General features: G+C 71.7%; 16 protein-coding genes. 7 read left to right on the forward strand and 9 right to left on the reverse strand.

Going from position 1 to position 17,475, the window contains the following annotated elements; genetic code table 11:
• Nucleotides 1-7 precede the first annotated feature (7 nt).
• A complete protein-coding gene (locus tag AB0E19_RS25475; RefSeq protein WP_362184476.1) occupies nucleotides 8-139 on the reverse strand; it encodes a hypothetical protein in 132 nt (43 codons plus the stop codon).
• Nucleotides 140-169: 30 nt separating this feature from the next.
• Between AB0E19_RS25475 and AB0E19_RS25480 the strand changes: the two genes are divergently transcribed.
• The 5 genes from AB0E19_RS25480 (at nucleotide 170) to AB0E19_RS25500 (ending at nucleotide 5,028) form a co-directional block, all read left to right on the forward strand.
• A complete protein-coding gene (locus AB0E19_RS25480; RefSeq protein WP_362184478.1) occupies nucleotides 170-559 on the forward strand; it encodes a hypothetical protein in 390 nt (129 codons plus the stop codon).
• A 12-nt stretch (nucleotides 560-571) separates the two neighbouring features.
• Nucleotides 572-853, forward strand: a complete 282-nt coding sequence (locus tag AB0E19_RS25485) for a transposase (RefSeq protein ID WP_362184480.1) — start codon at nucleotides 572-574, stop codon at nucleotides 851-853.
• A 384-nt stretch (nucleotides 854-1,237) separates the two neighbouring features.
• Nucleotides 1,238-1,453: a hypothetical protein gene (locus tag AB0E19_RS25490; RefSeq protein WP_362184546.1), complete on the forward strand. Its 216-nt coding sequence runs from the start codon at nucleotides 1,238-1,240 to the stop codon at nucleotides 1,451-1,453.
• Nucleotides 1,423-1,635, forward strand: coding sequence for a hypothetical protein (locus tag AB0E19_RS25495; protein ID WP_362184548.1), 213 nt, complete (start codon nucleotides 1,423-1,425; stop codon nucleotides 1,633-1,635). The genes AB0E19_RS25490 and AB0E19_RS25495 overlap by 31 nt, the downstream gene beginning before the upstream one ends.
• A gap of 495 nt (nucleotides 1,636-2,130) precedes the next feature.
• Nucleotides 2,131-5,028: an AAA family ATPase gene (locus AB0E19_RS25500; RefSeq protein ID WP_362184482.1), complete on the forward strand. Its 2,898-nt coding sequence runs from the start codon at nucleotides 2,131-2,133 to the stop codon at nucleotides 5,026-5,028.
• Nucleotides 5,029-5,055: 27 nt separating this feature from the next.
• Here AB0E19_RS25500 and dgoD read toward each other — a convergent pair whose 3' ends face one another.
• The 5 genes from dgoD to AB0E19_RS25525 are packed head-to-tail and all read right to left on the reverse strand — an operon-like array spanning nucleotide 5,056 to nucleotide 9,490.
• On the reverse strand, nucleotides 5,056-6,201 hold the full coding sequence (gene dgoD, locus AB0E19_RS25505) for a galactonate dehydratase (RefSeq protein ID WP_362184484.1): 1,146 nt from the start codon (nucleotides 6,199-6,201) through the stop codon (nucleotides 5,056-5,058).
• Nucleotides 6,198-6,950 (reverse strand): SDR family oxidoreductase, encoded by a 753-nt coding sequence (locus tag AB0E19_RS25510; RefSeq protein WP_362184486.1) that lies wholly within the window; start codon nucleotides 6,948-6,950, stop codon nucleotides 6,198-6,200. Before AB0E19_RS25510 ends, dgoD begins: the two co-directional genes overlap by 4 nt.
• A gap of 46 nt (nucleotides 6,951-6,996) precedes the next feature.
• Nucleotides 6,997-7,938, reverse strand: coding sequence for a sugar kinase (locus tag AB0E19_RS25515; protein ID WP_362184488.1), 942 nt, complete (start codon nucleotides 7,936-7,938; stop codon nucleotides 6,997-6,999).
• Nucleotides 7,935-8,573, reverse strand: coding sequence for a bifunctional 4-hydroxy-2-oxoglutarate aldolase/2-dehydro-3-deoxy-phosphogluconate aldolase (locus AB0E19_RS25520; protein WP_362184490.1), 639 nt, complete (start codon nucleotides 8,571-8,573; stop codon nucleotides 7,935-7,937). Before AB0E19_RS25520 ends, AB0E19_RS25515 begins: the two co-directional genes overlap by 4 nt.
• Nucleotides 8,570-9,490, reverse strand: a complete 921-nt coding sequence (locus AB0E19_RS25525; RefSeq protein WP_362184492.1) for an SMP-30/gluconolactonase/LRE family protein — start codon at nucleotides 9,488-9,490, stop codon at nucleotides 8,570-8,572. Before AB0E19_RS25525 ends, AB0E19_RS25520 begins: the two co-directional genes overlap by 4 nt.
• Nucleotides 9,491-9,615: 125 nt before the next feature.
• On the opposite strand from AB0E19_RS25525, the gene AB0E19_RS25530 reads away from it, so the two are divergent.
• Entirely contained in the window at nucleotides 9,616-10,863 is a 1,248-nt protein-coding gene (locus tag AB0E19_RS25530; RefSeq protein WP_362184494.1) for an ROK family protein, read from the forward strand.
• Between the two features lie 54 nt (nucleotides 10,864-10,917).
• On the opposite strand, the gene AB0E19_RS25535 is transcribed toward AB0E19_RS25530, so the two are convergent.
• Nucleotides 10,918-12,270: an MFS transporter gene (locus AB0E19_RS25535; RefSeq protein WP_362184496.1), complete on the reverse strand. Its 1,353-nt coding sequence runs from the start codon at nucleotides 12,268-12,270 to the stop codon at nucleotides 10,918-10,920.
• Between the two features lie 166 nt (nucleotides 12,271-12,436).
• Between AB0E19_RS25535 and AB0E19_RS25540 the strand changes: the two genes are divergently transcribed.
• Nucleotides 12,437-13,330 (forward strand): SMP-30/gluconolactonase/LRE family protein, encoded by an 894-nt coding sequence (locus tag AB0E19_RS25540; RefSeq protein ID WP_362184498.1) that lies wholly within the window; start codon nucleotides 12,437-12,439, stop codon nucleotides 13,328-13,330.
• Between the two features lie 149 nt (nucleotides 13,331-13,479).
• On the opposite strand, the gene AB0E19_RS25545 is transcribed toward AB0E19_RS25540, so the two are convergent.
• Both AB0E19_RS25545 and AB0E19_RS25550 read right to left on the reverse strand, forming a co-directional pair.
• Entirely contained in the window at nucleotides 13,480-14,985 is a 1,506-nt protein-coding gene (locus AB0E19_RS25545) for an alkaline phosphatase family protein (RefSeq protein WP_362184500.1), read from the reverse strand.
• Between the two features lie 42 nt (nucleotides 14,986-15,027).
• Nucleotides 15,028-17,385, reverse strand: a complete 2,358-nt coding sequence (locus tag AB0E19_RS25550; protein ID WP_362184502.1) for a hypothetical protein — start codon at nucleotides 17,383-17,385, stop codon at nucleotides 15,028-15,030.
• Nucleotides 17,386-17,475: the final 90 nt, after the last annotated feature.

Raw genomic sequence — 17,475 nt, forward strand, 5'->3', positions numbered from 1 at the left:
GCACGGATCAGTGGACGGCGAGTTCGGCCCAGACTCGCAGGCCGACGGCCAAGGGGTCGGTGCCCCAGCTCGTGCTCGGTGCGTCGACGAGCATCAGCCCCCGGCCGTGACAGTGCTCGAGGCCGTCGGGGAGCCCCATGAGGTCCTGATGCGCTCCGGGTCGAATCCCGTGCCCGCGTCCGTGACGCCGAGGCGGACGTCCGTCGCGGCGGCGGCCCTCAAGAGCGCCCGCTTCGATGCGCGGCAGGCGTCCCGATTCGAGGACCCTGCCGACGACGTCCGCGGGCGGGCGGAGCTCGCGGAGTGGAAGCGCCTGGACCAGCGGCTTGCAGCCGCGCCGACAGGCACCGTCTACACCCCGGACGCCGACGACGTCGCCCAGGCCGAGCTCGCCGCCGAAGCCGCCGCCGACCGCGAGGCCGCCGCCCGCGCCGACGAGCTCCAGGCGCTGCGCGAGCTCCACGCCTTGGAGCAGGCCGAGCCCTGCGGCGGGGACGAATTCGTGCGCGACGAGCTGACCCGGCTAGGGTCTGTTGTGAAAGTGGATCTTCTTCGTTGATGAGCACTTGCCGTGGGGCGTGGTGATCTGGCGAACGGCCAGTGGGCATGGCTTGAGCCCTTGCTGTCGGCGGGTATCAAGCCGGGCCGTCCGCAGGTGTGGACGCGGCGGCAGCTGATGGACGGCATACAGTGGCGAACCCGGACCGGCGCCCCGTGGCGGGATGTGCCCGAACGTTACGGGCCGTGGGGCCGGGTCTACGACCTCTTCCGCCGCTGGCAGCAGGATGGGACTTGGGCCCGGATCCTCACCCCGTTCCAGGCTGAAGCCGATGCGAAAGGCCTGATCGCCTAGGAGGTCAACGTCGACTCCACCGTCTGCCGGGCCCACCAGCACGCCGCCGGGGCGGCGAAAAAGGGGACCTCCGGAAGGAGCCGCCCCGGCGGTGTCTTCGTTGAGCAGGCCGACCACGGCCTCGGACGCTCCCGTGGCGGGCTGACCGGCAGAGCCGCCGGGCGGGGCGCGGTCTTGCTGAAGGGATCGTGTCCCCGGATCCACCTTGGGCCTCCGCCCAGCGGCGTAATCAGGAGGAGCCGGTCTGACCTGAGGGATCACAGTCCCGGAACGGCGGCAGGCTTCCACCTCGCCCAGCGGGCCCTTGTGCTTCCGTACTCGGGCTCCCTGCTGAGCTATTAGATCCACCTCGCGGTCGTACAGGGACAAAGGCCCCTGTACGTGGTGATCACGGTCGGGCAGCGCGGCGATTCCCCGCAGTTCGAGCCGGTCCTGGAGGTGATCCGGGTGCCCCGGGTCGGGCTCGGCAGGCCGCGCAAGCGCCCGGACCGGGTGCGGGCCGACAAGGCGTACGACTCCGGAGCAACCGCTCCTACCTGCGCAGACGCGGGATCAAGGCAACGATTCCGGTGCCTGCGGACCGGGTGCGCAACCGGCTGAAGCGCGGCTCGTGCGGCGGCCGCCCGCCAAAGTTCGACAAGGACGACTACAAGCAGCGGCACGCCGTCGAGTGCGGGATCAACAGGCTCAAGCGGCACCGGGCCGTCGCCACGCGGTACGGCGAACTCGCCGTCCGCTACGAAGCGACCGTACCGGGCGCAGCCATCAACGAATGGCTGTGACCAGCACTTTCACCACACGCTTTAGCCAACCGCTCCATGTCCAACGAGCAGCGTCTGCGGGACGTATCGTCAGGCGGGACGAATCAGGTTTTAGCGGTGCTCGGGTGAGCCAGGAGAGGGCGTCGTCGACGAGGTCGGCTGTCCGGCAGCTGCTTCGGCGAAGTGCTCCGCTTCGGGGACGACGCCTGGAACGGCCGTGGGCAGGTCTCCGTCGCTCGCCGCGCGAAGAACCACCGTCTCTCGTACCCGCCGAATCCTCACCATTCTTTGACCGACCCGGTGGGGGAACCGCGTATGGAGAGCAGACGCAGGGCGGCTTCCGGGCCGCGGTTCTCGTCGACCTGCCGCCAGAGGTAGATCTCCCGGTAGACCAAGACGATCGGGCCTCCTCTCTGCAGCCGGCGTGTATCCGGTGCCGCGGGCGGCGCGTCGGCAAGGCTCCTGCCCTCGATTGCCCGTGAGTGGTGCCCGCACTACGGTGAGAGAAACGGGCAGGTGATCGACTTGACCGACCTATTCGATGCTCCTGGAGACCCCGCCGCGGGTTTCCGGTTCGTCGGGCGCGCCAGGGAGCTCGACCGTCTCCTCGCGGCCGTCCGCAGACCTCCGGCGGCAGTGCTGATCGAGGGCGAAGGCGGCATCGGCAAGTCTCGGCTCGTGCGCGAGAGCGTCACCGCACTGGGCTCCGAGAGACGCTGTGTCCTCATCGGGTGGTGCCATCCGCTGCGGGAACCGTTGGCGTACGGTCCTGTCGTCGACGCCTTGGGCCGGGCCGGGCCGTGGCTTCCTGCCGGCGGCCTCCCGCAGGCGGCCGCTCCGCTGGGACCGCTCCTGCCACAGCTGGCCGACCGGTTCCCTCCCCTCAAGTCTTCCGACGATTCCGCCGTGGCCGATCGGCTGCGGATCGTCCACGCCGTGCGCGCGTTCCTGGCGGCCCTGGGGCCGACCGTCCTGATCGTCGAGGACGTGCACTGGATCGACGAGGCCACCCGCGACCTGCTTCTGCTCCTTGCTCGTGACCTTCCCCCCCAGCTGAGCCTCGTCATCACCTACCGGGCCGAGGACCTCCCACCCGACACCCCTGTGCTCGGGGCCGCCTATCGGCGGCCGACCGGCACCAACGGCATGGCCCTTCAGCTGCGTCCCCTGGCGGGAGCCGACATCCGGGCCCTCGCCGCTGCCGCGCTCGGCGGGCCCGTCCCCGACGATCTCGTCACGGCGCTCCACGAACGCAGCGCGGGACTGCCGCTGATCGCCGAGGAGGACCTGATCACCCTGCGTGAGCATCGTGTCGCACACGAGCCGGGCGACGGTGACCTGGACGCGCTCCACCGGGCGCACGTCCCGTCCGGCCTGCGTGACGCGGTGACCGAGCGGCTGGTCCGCCTGTCTCCCTCTGCCGCCTCCCTGGTCGCCGCTGCCGCTGTCCTCGCGGTGCCCGCCTCGGAGACGTTGCTCCACGAGGTGGCTGGTCTCGACGAGGACGAAGAGGCGCTCGCGCTGCTCGACGCGTTGCACGCGGCGATCCTCCACGAGACCGACGACGGCCGCTACGACTTCCGTCACGTCCTGGCCCGGAAGGTCGCCTACGAGAGAGTGCTTGGCCCCACGCGCCGCCGCCTGCACCTCCGTGCTCTCCGGGTGCTCGCAGGACAGGAGCCGCCCCCTTTGGTGCAGATCGCTCACCACACCCTCGCCCTGGGGGACCATCGCACCTGGGCTCTCCGCATGGAACAAGCAGCCGGCCAGGCGACCGCGCTGGGCGACAGCGGCACCGCCGCCGCGCTGCTGAGGCAAGTACTGCACCATCCGCGCGTCGACCCCGAGGCACGCTCCCGTGCCGCTCTGGGCCTCGCCCCTCTGGCCGGGCAGGGCGTCGACTTCGTCACCAACGCCACGGCGCTGCGCACGATCCTTGCCGACGCCCGGCTCCTGGCCGCGACCCGCGGAGAGATCCGCACGGGGCTGGGGCTGCTCCTCCTGAACCAAGGCTCCGACCGGGCCGGGTTCGGCGAGCTGGCGCGGGCCGTGGACGAGCTCGGTCACGACAGCCCCAGGGCCGTGGCGGCCATGGTCGGGCTCGCCATGGACGAGTACGCCGGCCCCGACGCGGCGGAGCACTGGATGAGCCTGGCGGAGAAGGCCGTGCGAGACATCCCCGGCAGCGAACCCGCGGCGGACGTGCGGGCCACTCGGCTCACCCTGCGGGCCTGGGCGGCGGATCCGACCCTGGACACGGACCTGGCGCGCCTTCCCAGGGAAGGGGTCGACGTCCGGGTGCTGCGACAGACGGCGCGGGCGCTGTACAACGCCGGTGTCACCGCCGCCGACGTGGGTGAGGACCACCGAGCCGCCGACCTTATCGACGAGAGCGTGCGCCTCGCTCGTACCTGCGGATTCCCGGTCCTCCAGTTCCACGCCCGCGTGAGCACCCTGCGCCTGGACGCCCTCGCCGGACGCTGGGAGGGGCTGCGGGAGCGGTTCGAGGCGCTCGGCGCCGAGTACCCCGACACCGCACAGGTGGAAGCCGAGGCGGCGCTCCACTTCGGTGTCCGTGACCTGGCGCATGGTCGGCACAGCCGTGCCCTCCGGCACTTCTCGAAGGCGGCGGCCGGTGGAGCGCAACGCTTCGACCTCGGCCTCACACTGCGTTCCGCGACGGGTATCACGGCCGTCCAGTTGGCCCAGGACACCCCGGACGAAGGCTGGAAGGCCGCACAGGAGACCCTCGCCCTCTTGCGCCGCGCTGCCGCATGGCCCAAGGCGGGCAGTCTGCTCTCGACCGCCGCCGCGGCCGGGCTCGGTTGCGGGGAGGAGGAGGCCGTACGGACCCTAGTCGCCGAGGCGGAGCACGGCATCGCGGGCCGCGCCGCCCCTGCCTCCGAGGCGGCGCTCCACACCGCCCGCGGGCTGCTCGCCGAGAGCGGAGACCCCGAGCGGGCGGCCCGGGAGCACGCTGCCGCCCATGCCATCTGGGAACGCATGCCACGCCCGTACGAGGCTGCCCGGTCCGCCGAACTCCAGACCCGTGCCCTGGCCCCGCTCCATCCTGAGAGGGCCGCCGACATCCTCGCGCGCGCCCTCGGAACGTACAGCCGTCTCGACGCTGTCGGCGATCTGGCCAGGGCCCGCCGCCTGGAGCGGTCGCTGGGGCTGAAGCGGCCGGGCCGCCCCGGGCGTCGCGGCTACGGCGACCGGTTGTCGCCCCGCGAGACGAGCGTGGCGGAGCTGCTGGCGCGGGGACTGACGAACCAGGAGATCGCGGACGCGCTCGTGCTGTCGCCCCGCACCGTCGAGCACCACGTCGCCAGCGTGCTCAGGAAGCTCGCCACCACCCGCAAGGACGTCTCGGCCGCCTTTCGCGGAGCCGGCGTGGGACGACTCGCCCCATGAGGCGTGTCCGTCGACCCTGATGTCCCGTCACCACTCGGCGAAAGAACCGTCCTTGTGGCGCCAGACCGGGTTGCGCCACCGGTGTCCGGTCTCGGCGGCCCGTTCCACGGCCTTCTCGTCGACCTCGATCCCCAGGCCCGGCGCGGTGAGCAGGGCGACGTGCCCCTCCTCGTAGCGGAACACCGACCGGTCCGTGAGGTAGTCGAGGAGGTCGGACCCGGTGTTGTAGTGGATGCCGAGGCTCTGCTCCTGAATCAGCAGGTTGGGCGTGGCGAAGCCGATCTGGAGGCAGGAGGCGAGGGCGATCGGGCCCAGCGGGCAGTGGGGGGCGAGGGAGACGTCGTACGCCTCGGCCATGGCGGCGATCCGGCGGGTCTCGGAGATGCCGCCCGCGTGGGAGAGGTCGGGCTGTGCGACGGCGATGCCGGACGCCAGCACGGACTTGAAGTCCCAGCGGGAGTAGAGGCGTTCGCCGGTGGCGATCGGAATGCTCGTGGAGCGGACGATCTCCCCTATGTGTGCGCTGAGTTCGGGGACGAGCGGCTCCTCGACGAAGAACGGCAGGTACGGCTCCAGGAGCGGCAGCACGCGGCGGGCCATCGGAATCGTCAGCCGACCGTGGAAGTCCACCGCGATGTCGAAGTCGTCACCCACCGCCGCTCGGATGCTCGCGACGCGTTCGACGATGCCGTGCACGGCCGCGGGGGTGTCGATGAACTCCAGCTGCGGCGAGGCGTTCATCTTGATCGCTGTGAAGCCCTCGGCCTTCCGGGCCAGCGCCTGCTCGACGACGTCCTCGGGTTGGTCGCCACCGATCCAGCTGTACACCCGGGCCCGGTCGCGGACGTTGCCGCCGAGGAGCTGCCAGACGGGGACGCCGAGTGCCTTGCCCTTGATGTCCCACAGGGCCTGGTCGATGCCGGCGACGGCGCTGGACAGCACCGGACCGCCGCGGTAGAAGCCGCCCTTGGTCATCACCTGCCAGTGGTCCTCGATCCGCATTGGGTCCTGGCCGATCAGGTGGTCGGACAGTTCGTCCACGGCCGCGGCCACGGTGTGGGCGCGGCCCTCGACGACGGGCTCGCCCCAGCCGGTGATCCCCTCGTCCGTCTCGATCTTCAGGAAGCACCAGCGGGGGGCGACGAGATAGGTGCGCAGGGAGGTGATCTTCACTTCGACTCCTTCTTGACCGACCAGCCGCCGTCGACGACGAGTTCGGTGCCGGTGATGTAGGCGGCGTCCGACGACGCGAGGAAGGCCACCGCGGACGCGACCTCGTCCGCAGCACCCAGACGGCGGAGCGCGGTGGCGTCCGCGGAGAGCTGCCGGTCCTCCTCGGACACCGTGTCCCACACCTCGGTGAGGATGGGGCCGGGGAGGACGGAGTTGAACCGGACGTCGGGGCCGTACTCCACGGCGAGCTGCCGCATCAGCGCGCACGCCCCGCCCTTGGAGGCCGCGTACGCGGGGTAGCCGGGCAGGCCGAAGTGGGCGTGGACGCTGGACGTGGCGACGAACGCGCCGGTCGTCTCGCGAAGGTCGTCGAGAAAGGTGCGGGCCGCGAGGAACAACGCCTTCAGGTTGACGGCGAGTTCGCGGTCCCAGCCGTAGCCGTCCAGGTCCTGCGCCGAGGCGTCACGGTGGACGAAGGCGTTGCTGTGCAGGATGCCGGCGCGTCCGGAGAAGGTCCGGGTCTGCTCGCGCAGCCGGAGCCAGTCCTTCTCCGAGGCGACGTCGCAGTGGACGTACAGGGCGTTGCCGCCGTTCCGGCGGATGTTCTCGGCGATCTTTTCGCCGGCCGCGTCGGCGATGTCGGCCAGGATTACGGTGGCGCCTTCGGCGGCCAGTCGGCGCGCGCTGGCGGCGCCGATGCCGGAGGCGGCGCCGGTGACGACCGCGGTCGTTCCAGCGAAGCGTTGCATGGGTGTTCCGTTCTCGTTCTGATGTGCAGGTGTACGAGGGGCCGCGTCAGCGCCGGACGTCGTCGCCGTCGAGCAGCGAGCCTTCCGACCGACGGGGGAGACCCTCCCAGTCGCCGGGCACGGAGACGGAGAAGGCCCCGCAGATGGCGGCGGTGCGCAGCCGGTCGGCGGGCGGGGCGCCGTCCAGCAGCCCCGACAGGTAGCCGGCGACGAAGGAGTCGCCCGCGCCGATGGGGTCGACCGCCGTCACCGGGACGGCGGCTTGTACGAAGATCTCGCCGTCGACGAGGGCGAGGGCTCCGTCCGGGCCGAGCTTGATCACGCACTGTCGCGGGCCGAGTCGGGCGAGCGCACGGGCGGTGTCGGCGACGCCGCCCGCCTCCACGAACAGCCCGGCCTCGTCGAGCCCGGCGAAGACGACGTCCGCCTCGCGCACGAGGGGCAGGAGGGTGTCCGCTGCCTCACGCGGGGACCACAGCAGGCTGCGGTAGTTGATGTCCAGCGAGACCGTGGTCCCGGTGGTCCGGGCGATGGCCACGGCGTGGCGGACCGCCTCCAGCGGTCCGGGGCCCAGGGCGGGGGTGATGCCGGTGATGTGCAGGATCCGGGCACGGGAGACGAGCTCCGGGTCGACGTCCTCGGGGCCGAGCCCGCATCCGGCCTGGCCCTTGCGGTAGTAGGAGGCCAGGGTGCGGTCGGACGTCCGGCGCTGGCGGAGCATCAGACCGGTCGGGCGGGATGCGTCGGTGCGGACGTGGCTGACGTCGACGCCCTCCGCCCGCAGGGCCGTGAGGATCATCGTCCCGGCGGCGTCCGCGCCGACGACACCGGTCCAGGCGGACTTGTGGCCCTGGCGGCCGACGCCGATCGCGACGGTCGCCTCCGCCCCCGCGAACGACAGGCGCGCGGTCGCGCCGGGGGAGAGGGGGCCGGGCTCGGTCAGGGAGACGGCGAGCATGGCCTCGCCGAGGGTCACGAGATCGGTCACGGCCGTGCTCCCGCCAGCGAGGCGACCAGCCGGGCCGCGCGCTCGCGCAGCGCGTCGAGGTCGCCGCCCTCGCAGGCGTCGCCCACGAGGGGGCTTCCCATGCCCACCGCCTGGGCGCCGGAGGCCAGGTAGGCGGGGGCCTCCTCGACCGAGATGCCGCCCGTGGGCACGAGGGGCACGTCGGGCAGGGGGGCGCGGAGAGCCCGTACGTACGCCGGGCCGCCGGCGAAGGAGGCGGGGAAGACCTTCACCATGGTGGCGCCCTCCTGCCAGGCGGAAAGGATCTCCGTCGGGGTGACGGCCCCGGGCAGCACCGGCACACCGAGGCGGAGGGCCTCCGCGACGACGTCTGCGGCGAAGGCGGGAGTGATGAGGTACCGGGCTCCGGCCGCGACGGCCTGTTCGGCCTGGCGCGGCGTGACGACGGTGCCCGCCCCCAGGGTGAGTCCCTCGGGAAGATCCTGGGAGAACTCGCGCAGCGCGTCGAGCACGCCCGGTGTGGTGAGGGTGAACTCCACGGCCCGGATGCCCTCCGCGCACAGCGTCTCGGCGACCTCGGGGAAGCGGGCCGCGGAGGTGGAGCGGAGGATCGCCACCACGGGGGTCTCGGCGAGGGCGGTCGTGAGCAGGGTCATGAGGTGTGCTCCGTCGTGAGGTCTTCGTACAGGTGGGGGGTCTGGCCGGTGGTGCCGGGGCGGCAGACGAAGAGGCGGCCGGCGTCCCGCTGCCTCCGCAGCTGTGCCGTGGTGAGCTCCTCCCGCGCGGTGGTGATCACCAGGACGTCCAGTCCGGGTCCGGCGAAGGCGCAGCTGGAGACGTGGGTCGCGGAGACGTCGATCACGGAGAGGAGGGCTCCGTCCGGCGCGAAGGCGCGGACCTCGCCGGCGCCCCATACCGCCACCCAGACGTTTCCGTGGGCGTCGACGGTCAGTCCGTCGGGCACTCCGGTCTCGAAACGGGCGAAGGGCCGACGGTTGAGGGGGGTGCCCGTCGCGAGGTCGTAGTCGAACACGTCCACGCGGTGGGTGGGGCTGTCGGCGTAGTACATGAGGCGTCCGTCGGGACTCCAGCCCAGGCCGTTGGAAATGGTGACCGGGTCGACGACGGGGGTGAACCCGGACGGGTCGAGGCGGTACAGCGTGCCGGCGTCGGGTGTGGTGTCCAGGGCCATGGTTCCGGCGAGGAGCCGGCCGACCGGATCACACGCGGCGTCGTTGAACCGCCGGCGTACGTGGTCGGACCGCTCGGGCAGGGTGGCGATCCTCGCGGGTTCGCCGGGCCCCAGGCGGAGGACCGAGGTACCGGCGGCGGCCAGCGGAGTTCCGCTCCACGGGGGCAGGACGGCGCCGACGGTGGTGCCGAGGTCGAGGGACTCGCGGACGGCGATGTCGGGCAGTTCGCCGCCGTCGGCCCGCGGAGTGAGGATCCCGCGGTGGACGAGCCCGGCGGTGATGTCGACCCAGAGGAGTTCTTGCGAACGGTGGTCCCAGACGGGCCCCTCGGTGAGCCGGCCGGGCTCGGGCGCGCAGGGCAGGGCGATGGTTCGGTGCATGTGGTGAGGTCCTTCCCGAAGGAAAACCTAATGGTTCCTCTAACTGTTGTAAATACACCCGAGGTACATTGTGCAACGGTTGGAAGAAGGCCCCGGAGTCGTGGCCGCCGAAGAAGGGCAGGGTCGTGGTCAACCGCAGCGCTCAGGACATCAGACGCCTCAACCGGTTCGAGGTGCTGCGTCGCTTCCACGCGACCGCCGAACCCCGGACGCGGCAGCACCTCGCCGCGGAGACGGCACTCTCCTTCGCTACCGTCTCCAACCTGACCGCCGAGCTGATCGACGCCGGCGTGCTCGTCGAGGCCGGACACGCCGAGTCCAGCGGAGGGCGGCCCCGCGCCCTGCTCACCCTCAACGCGGACAGGGGCACGCTCATCGGCGTCGACGTCGGCGAGACCTCCGTCCGCACCGAGCTGTTCGACCTCGCTCTGGGCGAGCTGGCCGTCGACGAGTCTCCGGTCACCCCGGCCGACGTCACCCCCGAGCAGATCACGCGACTGATCGAGACGGGAGTGGCCGCCGTCCTCTCCGCCGCCGGTTCTCCGCGTTCGCGCGTCCTGGGCGCCGGTATCAGCCTCCCCGGACTCGTCGAGCGCGAGCGCGGTGTGTCGACCTACTCCCCGTACTGGGCCTGGCGGGACGTTCCCATGCGGGACCTTCTGGCGGAACGCCTCGACCTGCCGGTCCACCTCGACAACCCGCTCAAGGCCAGTGCCCTCGCGGAGATGTGGTTCGGCGCCGGCCGCGACGTCGACAACCTCGTCGTCGTCATGCTCCGTTCGGGAGTCGGGGCCGGGCTCGCTCTGGACGGCACCCTCTACCGCGGCGCCACCAACAGCGCGGGGGAGTGGGGCCACAGCTGCCTGGTCTTCCAGGGGCGCCGCTGCCGCTGCGGCAGCCTCGGCTGCGTCGAGGCGTACGTCGGGTCCACCGGCATCGCCGAGACGCTTCGCTCCCTCGCCCCCGAGGACCCGCTGCTCACAGGAGCCGGCGACCTCACGGCGCCGCTGCTCGCCGGTCTCGCCTTCCGCGCCGCGGACGACGATCCGGTCGCCCTCGAGGTCATCAGACGCACCGCGGCCTATCTGGGCGCGGCCGTCGGCAACCTGGTGAACATCCTCAACCCCGAGGCGCTGGTTCTCGGCGACCAGGTCGCCGCCCACCTCGGCGAACGTCTGCTCGCCGAGACCCGGGCGGCCCTCTCCGAACACACGCTCGCTCCGTCCCTGCGTGCCGTCACCCTCCGCCTGAGCTCGCTGCCGCACGACGCGGTGAGCCGTGGCGCGGCTGCCCTTGCCTTCGAGGGGTTCCTCAACGACCGCGAGGTCTTCGGCTCCGTGAGCCGGACCCGGACGGCCAAGGCCCGTTCGTAGGGGCGGTCGCAGACCCCGGGGCCGCACCGAGCAGGCGAGCTCCTTCCGCTCCGGTCACCACCTGGTGCTCCGGCGTGGCCGCTGGCCGTGCCGCTCGCCTTCCCCTGTCGTCGGCGGTTGCCGGCCGGGGGCGGGCGGTGCGTCGGACGCGCCCGGAGGCGGGCCGTCCGGTGCTGGTGCTCCGTCGGCGACCGGCCTCCCGGTGCGCCGCAACGCGGCGAGGGCCGGGGCGGCGACGAGGGTCGCCGCCGCCACGGACAGGCCGGCGAGGAGCAGGAGGCCGTCGGCACCCGCGTGACCGGCGAGAGCGCCTGCCAGGGCCAGACCCCCGGCGTGCCCGGCGGCGTGGGCGACCGAGCCCCAGCTCTGGACGCGCATCCACTGCCCCGGCGGGGAGAGACGGTCGAGGATCTCGAAACAGAGCCCCGCCAGCGGTGCGACGGCGAGCCCGGCCAGAGTGAAGAGCGCGTGCACCGCGGCGAAACCGGGCGCGAGGGCTGCGGCACCGATGCCGCAGCCGAGCGTCAGGGCCAGCAGGCGGAAGCGGTGCTCCCGGGAGAGGCGTCGGCGGACGGTGCCGTAGAGCAGGCCGCCCACCACGCTGCCGAGCCCCATGAGGGTGAGGGTGGTGCCCACCGGGGCCAGTCCCGTGCCCAGATCGGCCGCGAGCCGTGTGAGGGCGACCTCGCTCAGCCCGAAGGGGGCGGCCAGGAGGGCCATGGCCGCGACGAAGCAGATCACCGGAGCGATGGGGTGTCCGGCGGGGGCGCTCAGTTCGTCGCCCTGCCGTGGCGCGGGTGAGGAGGGCGTCACCGGGGTCGTCCAGGAGGCGGGTGCCGCCGCGAGGAACCCCGCCGTTCCCGCCACGACCAGCACCGCGCACCCGGCCAGGAGGAGCCGGGGGTCCAGGACGGCCGTCCCCCAGGCCGCCAGGGCGGGGCCCGCGAGGTAGACGACCTCCATGACCACGGCGTCGAACGCGTAGGCGGGCCCCGGGTCCTCGGCCCCGATGGCGCGGCGGAGCGCGAGGCGTACGCAGACGGGCAGGGCCGGGACGGTGACGCCCTGGAAGAAGGACAGGCAGACCAGGAGCCAGCCCGGGGCGCTCCCCAGCGCGAGCGTCAGGGCGAGGAGGGCGGCGGCCTGGAGCAGGGCGGAGCAGCCGAGGACCGGGCGGGTGGGCAAGCGGTCGAGCAGGCGTCCCTGGGCGGGACCCCCGGTCGCCAGGCCCGCGACCGCCGCACCGCTGACGAGGCTGGCCAGGCCCAGGGAGCCGTCCCGGCTCAGGGCGAAGAGCAGAAGGACGGTGACCACTCCGAGTGGCAGCCTGCCGAGGAAGGAGGTGAACAGGAGCACCTGGAGCCGGCGGCGGGACGCGAGGAGGGCAAGGAAGTGAGGTGCCGGCACGAGGCTCCCGTTCGGGAAGGAGGTGGACCAGCCTGCGGTACGAAGCAGGCTAGTAATTGCATTTGAGTAACGCAACTTTTATGAAAGTTTTCATCGAACTACCGTGGGAGGTGGAGAGCGGCCTTTGTGCCCGTATGGCTGTTAAGGGAAGAAGGGGCGTGTGCCCATGAGCGTGGAGACGCGTACGGCTCCGGTGTGGCGGGCCTGCACCTCGGCCCGGCACCGGAGAGCGGAGGCGGCGCGGTGGGTCGACGGCGCGCTGCACTTCGTCGATCTGTCGCGAGGAGACCTCTACCGCTTCCGCGGTCTCGGCGGGGGGCCGCCGACCCCGCTGATGCGCCTGGGCGTGCCGCTCGGCGCCGCCGCCCCGCTCGCGGACGGGAGCGGGTGGGTGGTCGCGGCGGGCACCGGCATCGCCCGCACCGGCGGTCGCGGCGGTCTGGAGTGGCTGGCGCGCCCGGGGGACGGGTCGCGCCGTTCCCTGCGGATGAACGGCGGGGCCTGTGATCCGCACGGAAGGTTCTGGGCGGTCAGCATGGAGGCTCGCGCCGAGGACGGGGCCGGATTCCTCTACCGCGTGGACCACGACGGAACCGTCAGCGAGGTGCTCGACGGGCTGACCGCACCCGGCGGGCCCGCGTTCACCTCCGACGGCGAACTCATGTACCTGGCCGACGACGCCCTGCGGACCGTTCACCGTCACGCCGTCGATCCGGTCACGGGTGGGGTCGGCCCCGCGGAGGTGTTCGCCCGCTTCGCCGAGGACGAGGGGCGTCCCGCCGGCATGACGGTCGACGACGACGGCCACCTGTGGGTGGCCCTCCGGGGTGGCGGCCGTGTCGTGTGCCTCGACGTGGACGGCGAGCGGCTCGGCACGGTGCAGACTCCCGCGACCGACACGACCAGCGTCGCCTTCGGCTGTGGGCTGATGTTCGTGACGACGGCCTCGCACCGGCTCCAGCGCCCCGGTCCGCTCGACGGCGCGGTGCTCGCCTCGGTGACCACGGTGACGGCACCGCCCGCGCGTTCGTTCGGCCCCCACCCGGTGGTACGGGAGTGACGCACCGGTCGAGGAGACGGAGAAGCGCCGCCGGGCGGATGGCTTCCGCCCGGCGGCACCTCGGGTCTCCGGTGTGGGGGGTGGGGGACCTCGTACCGGCGAGGTCCCGACCGGAGAACCCGGGCTCAGGGGTTCAGACCGGCGCTGCCTCAGCCGTAGATGCGGAAGTCGTCGATCGTCCAGAAGGCGCTGTTGGTGCCGGTGTAGCGGAAGTGCACCCGGACGGTCTCCGCGCCGGCGGGTACGTCGAAGTTCACCTGCTCCTGCTTGTTGACGTTCGTGTCGCGGTACGACTTGATCACCTGGGGGGTGCCGCCGTCGAAGGAGACGAGGACGTCACCGGTCTGGGGGCCGTCCACCGTGTAGTTCGTGGTGTACCGGATCTGCATGGTGCGGTCGTCGGGGGTGTAGTAGGCCGGGCTCTTGAGGGTGGAGTCGAACTGGCCGGTGCCGTGGGACTTGTCGTCCCACTCGTCGGAGTCGGCGACGGCGAAGACGTTCCGGGCGCGCACGTTGGTCTCGCGGCCCTGGCCCCGGTCGGTCTGGGTCCAGAACTCGTCCGTGGCGAAGGACCATCCCCGCCACTCGGTCACACCGCCCGTGGGCATCTTCGCGTTGTCGACACTCCAGCCGCTGGGCGCGGTGGTGGTCCAGCCCTTGACCCCGCTCGGGACGGACGTCTCGTCCACGGCCGCCTTGAGGGAGGGACGCAGGGTGTCGAACGCGTCGGGGGACACGTCCGGTACGGGCTTGCCGTCGAGGCCCGAGGGGACGCTGACGCCGGCGTGGGCGAGGACGGTCGGGGCGATGTCGACGAGCTTGAGGTCGTGGCGGACGGATCCGGCCGTGTAGTCGGAGCCCTTGGCGATGACGAAGGTCTCCCGCTCGGCGAGGGAGTTGCCGCCGTGGCCGCCGGACTCGGTGTGGCCGTGGTCGGCGGTGACGAGGATCTGCCAGTCCTCGTTCGCGTACGTAGGGCGGGCGGCGATGGCGGTCAGGAGCTTGCCGACCCGGGTATCGGCGGCTTCCAGCGCGGCCTTGTACTCGGGGCTGGCGGCGCCGTGGTCGTGGCCGGCGTGGTCGACGTCGTCGAGGTGGACGAAGGCGCTGTCCGGGTTGCCGTTCCTCAGGTAGTCGACGGCCGTGTTCGTGGTCTCGTCGTCGTTGGCGCCGGTCTTCTTCACGTCGGCCGTGCCGGCGAAGACGTTGCCGACGATGTTGCTCCAGGTGCCGACGACGAGTGTCGAGACGGCGGGGTTCGCCGACTCCAGGCGGGTCTGGTAGTCCGGGTACTGGCCGAACTTCGAACCGGAGAAGCTGTTGTCCTTGACGCCGTGCTTGTCCGGCCAGACGCCGGTGGCGATCGTCGCCCAGCCGGGGCCGGAGAACGTGGGGGCCAGCGGGTTGGCGTAGAGCCGGCTCGGAGCGCTGAGGCCCTGGCTGCGCAGCCCCTGGATGTTCGGCATGTTCGCTGTCGAGAACTTGGACAACATGGCACCGTCGATGCCGATGACCAGGCTCTTCTGCGTCTTGGTGCCATGGGGGAGGCCGTTGTGGGCGCTGCCCGCGCCGACGGCGGGGGTCACAGCCTGGGTCATCGCGGTCGCGGTGAGGGCGACGGCCACGGCCGCGCCCAGGGAGGAGCGACGGTTCATCTCTACTCCGTACTCGGGTGTGTCGGGGAAGGGGCGCAGGGGTCAGGAGACGGTGACGGTGGCCGTCTGGCCCGGGGCGACCGAGACCGTGGCGTAGGTGTAGGTCTTGCCGTTGACGGTCTTCGTCTTCACCGTCTGGGAGACACCGTCGACCTTGATCGTGGACTTGTTGCCGGGGAAGCGGGCTTCCCAGCTGTAGGTGGCGGAGCCGGCGGTGTTGGTCAGCTTCGACGAGGTGACGCCGTCGTGGCGGAGCGTGAAGGTGTTGCCGCCGATCTTGACGTCCTTGACCTGGAGCCAACCCATGCCCGACGGCAGCCGGGAGCCGGTGGCGAGCGACTTGGCGGGGGCGTCGGGCTGAACGCCCATCAGACCCTCGACGGTCTGGCTGAGCAGCGTGTAGGAGACCTCGGGGTAGTCGCCGTTGGGACCCTGCTTGGAGACCGGGTGCTGGACGTCGCGCTGGTCGTAGACGTACTTCATCCACTTCCAGGCGGTGTCGTTGCGGTCGTAGGCGAAGAACGTGTCCGGCAGGTACGAGATCGCCTCGATGTTGGACGGCTTGCCGCTGCCGCTCGCCTGCTGGTCGATGAAGTCGAGGTACGCCTCGGCGCGGCTGCCGGGCTCGATGAGCTGCTTCATCGGCACGAACCAGCTGTTCTCCAGGCCCCAGCCGGTGAGCGTGCCGCCCTCGCGGGTGTAGCCGCGGATCATGGAGGCGCCGCTGCCGCTGCCGCTCCAGGTGTCGTTGTAGTAGGCCTTGAGGTCGGCGGCCTTCTGCGTGTACTGGTCGGCGAGGGTGGTGTCGCCCTTGCTCTTGGCCAGTGCGGCCACGGCCCGGAACGCCTGGTACTGGCTGGCGATGGCGTCGCCGGCCTCGATCAGGTGGTGCTCGCCGGTCTCGTTGTAGCTGACGGCGCCGGAGAAGATGCCGTCGCCGGTGCCCTCGGCGACGCCGTTGGCCTTCTTCGCGTCGTGGAGCTCGATGAACTCCTTGGTGGCGTGCTTGTAGTAGTTCCAGAACTCGGGGTCGTTCACGTACGTGCTGTCGCCGCTCCAGCGGTACGCGGCGTTCGCCTTCTCCACCAGCTCGAAGGCTGCCGGAACCTCCCGGACGAAGAACGTGGGGCTGATGTAGTCGGTCTTCAGATAGGTCTGGTTGTCGAAGTTGAGGGCCCAGACCGGGTAGTACTTGTGCTCCGCCGTGGCCGAACCGGCGTAGGCCCGGAGCATCGACTTGTTCTCCGCGTGCAGGCCGATCACCGAGGCGCCGGCCACCTGGTGGGCGAGGTCGCGGGTGTAGGAGGCGCTGCGGTGGGCGTAGCCCGCCCAGTAGGACGGCGCGTAGACGCCGACGCCGGTGCCGGACCGGTTGTTCTCGTCGATGTTGAGCGGACCGACGGCGCCGGGCAGCTGCACCCAGCTGTTGGCCTTGCGCTTGGCCCAGTCGAACATCGCCACGACCTTCGGGTCGGACGAGGTCACCACCGGGTCCACGGGCGCGCCGGGCGAGACCATCAGGTCGTCGACGTTGATCCAGCCGCTCCCCGACTCGAAGGCGAGCTCCAGGGTGTCGCCGTTCTTCACCGAGACGCGGCTGACGGTGTAGCGGGCGTACGAGGAGCGGCTGGGCAGGTCCACCGAGCCGGCGACGGTGCCGTTGACGCGGGCGACGAACTTTCCGCCGGTGCCGCCGGTGGCGATCCAGGCGGAGAAGTCGTAGAGGCCGTCGCCGGTGGCGGTGAGGGTCTGGGAGACCTTCTTGCCGGTGCCCTCGTCGAGGTAGGCGAGCTTGGTGCCGCCGTGAGGGGCGTTGGTGGCGATGCCGGTGCCGGAGGTGAAGTTCCAGCCGGTGGTGCCCTGCTCGAAGTCGGGGTTGGCCACGTCGACCGGCGGCGGTACCGCGACCGTCGCCGCGACGTCGTCGACGTTGACCCAGCTGTTTCCGGACTCGAAGGCGAGCTCCAGGGTGTCGCCGTTCTTCAGCGTCACGTGGGGGAGCGTGTACTTCGCGTAGGCGTTGCGGCTGGGCAGTTCCACGGTGCGGACCGCGGTGCCGTTGACGCGGGCGACGAACTTGCCGCCGGTGCCGCCGGTGGCGATCCAGGCGGAGAAGTCGTAGAGGCCGTCGCCGGTGGCAGTGAGGGTCTGGGAGACCTTCTTGCCGGTGCCGCCGTCGAGGTAGGCGAGCTTGGTGCCGCCGTGGGGGGCGTTGGTGGCGATGCCGGTGCCGGAGGTGAAGTTCCAGCCGGTGGTGCCCTGCTCGAAACCGGGGTTCGTCACCGTGGGCGCGGCGCTCGCGGCGGCGCTGGCGGGTGCGGTGGCCACGAGCGGGGTGAGCGGTGCGAGGACCGCGAGAGATGCCAGGAGGGAGAGACACAGGGGTCGGGACGGCTGCATGCGGGGGGCTCCTGTCCGAAAAGGTCGGGTGGGGGTGGCCGGACGCTAACAGCCGCTCTACGAGGCTTTCAATACTCCTGCAACATCAAC

The sequence above is a fragment of the Streptomyces sp. NPDC047974 genome, from assembly GCF_040653375.1.
Taxonomy (GTDB): domain Bacteria; phylum Actinomycetota; class Actinomycetes; order Streptomycetales; family Streptomycetaceae; genus Streptomyces.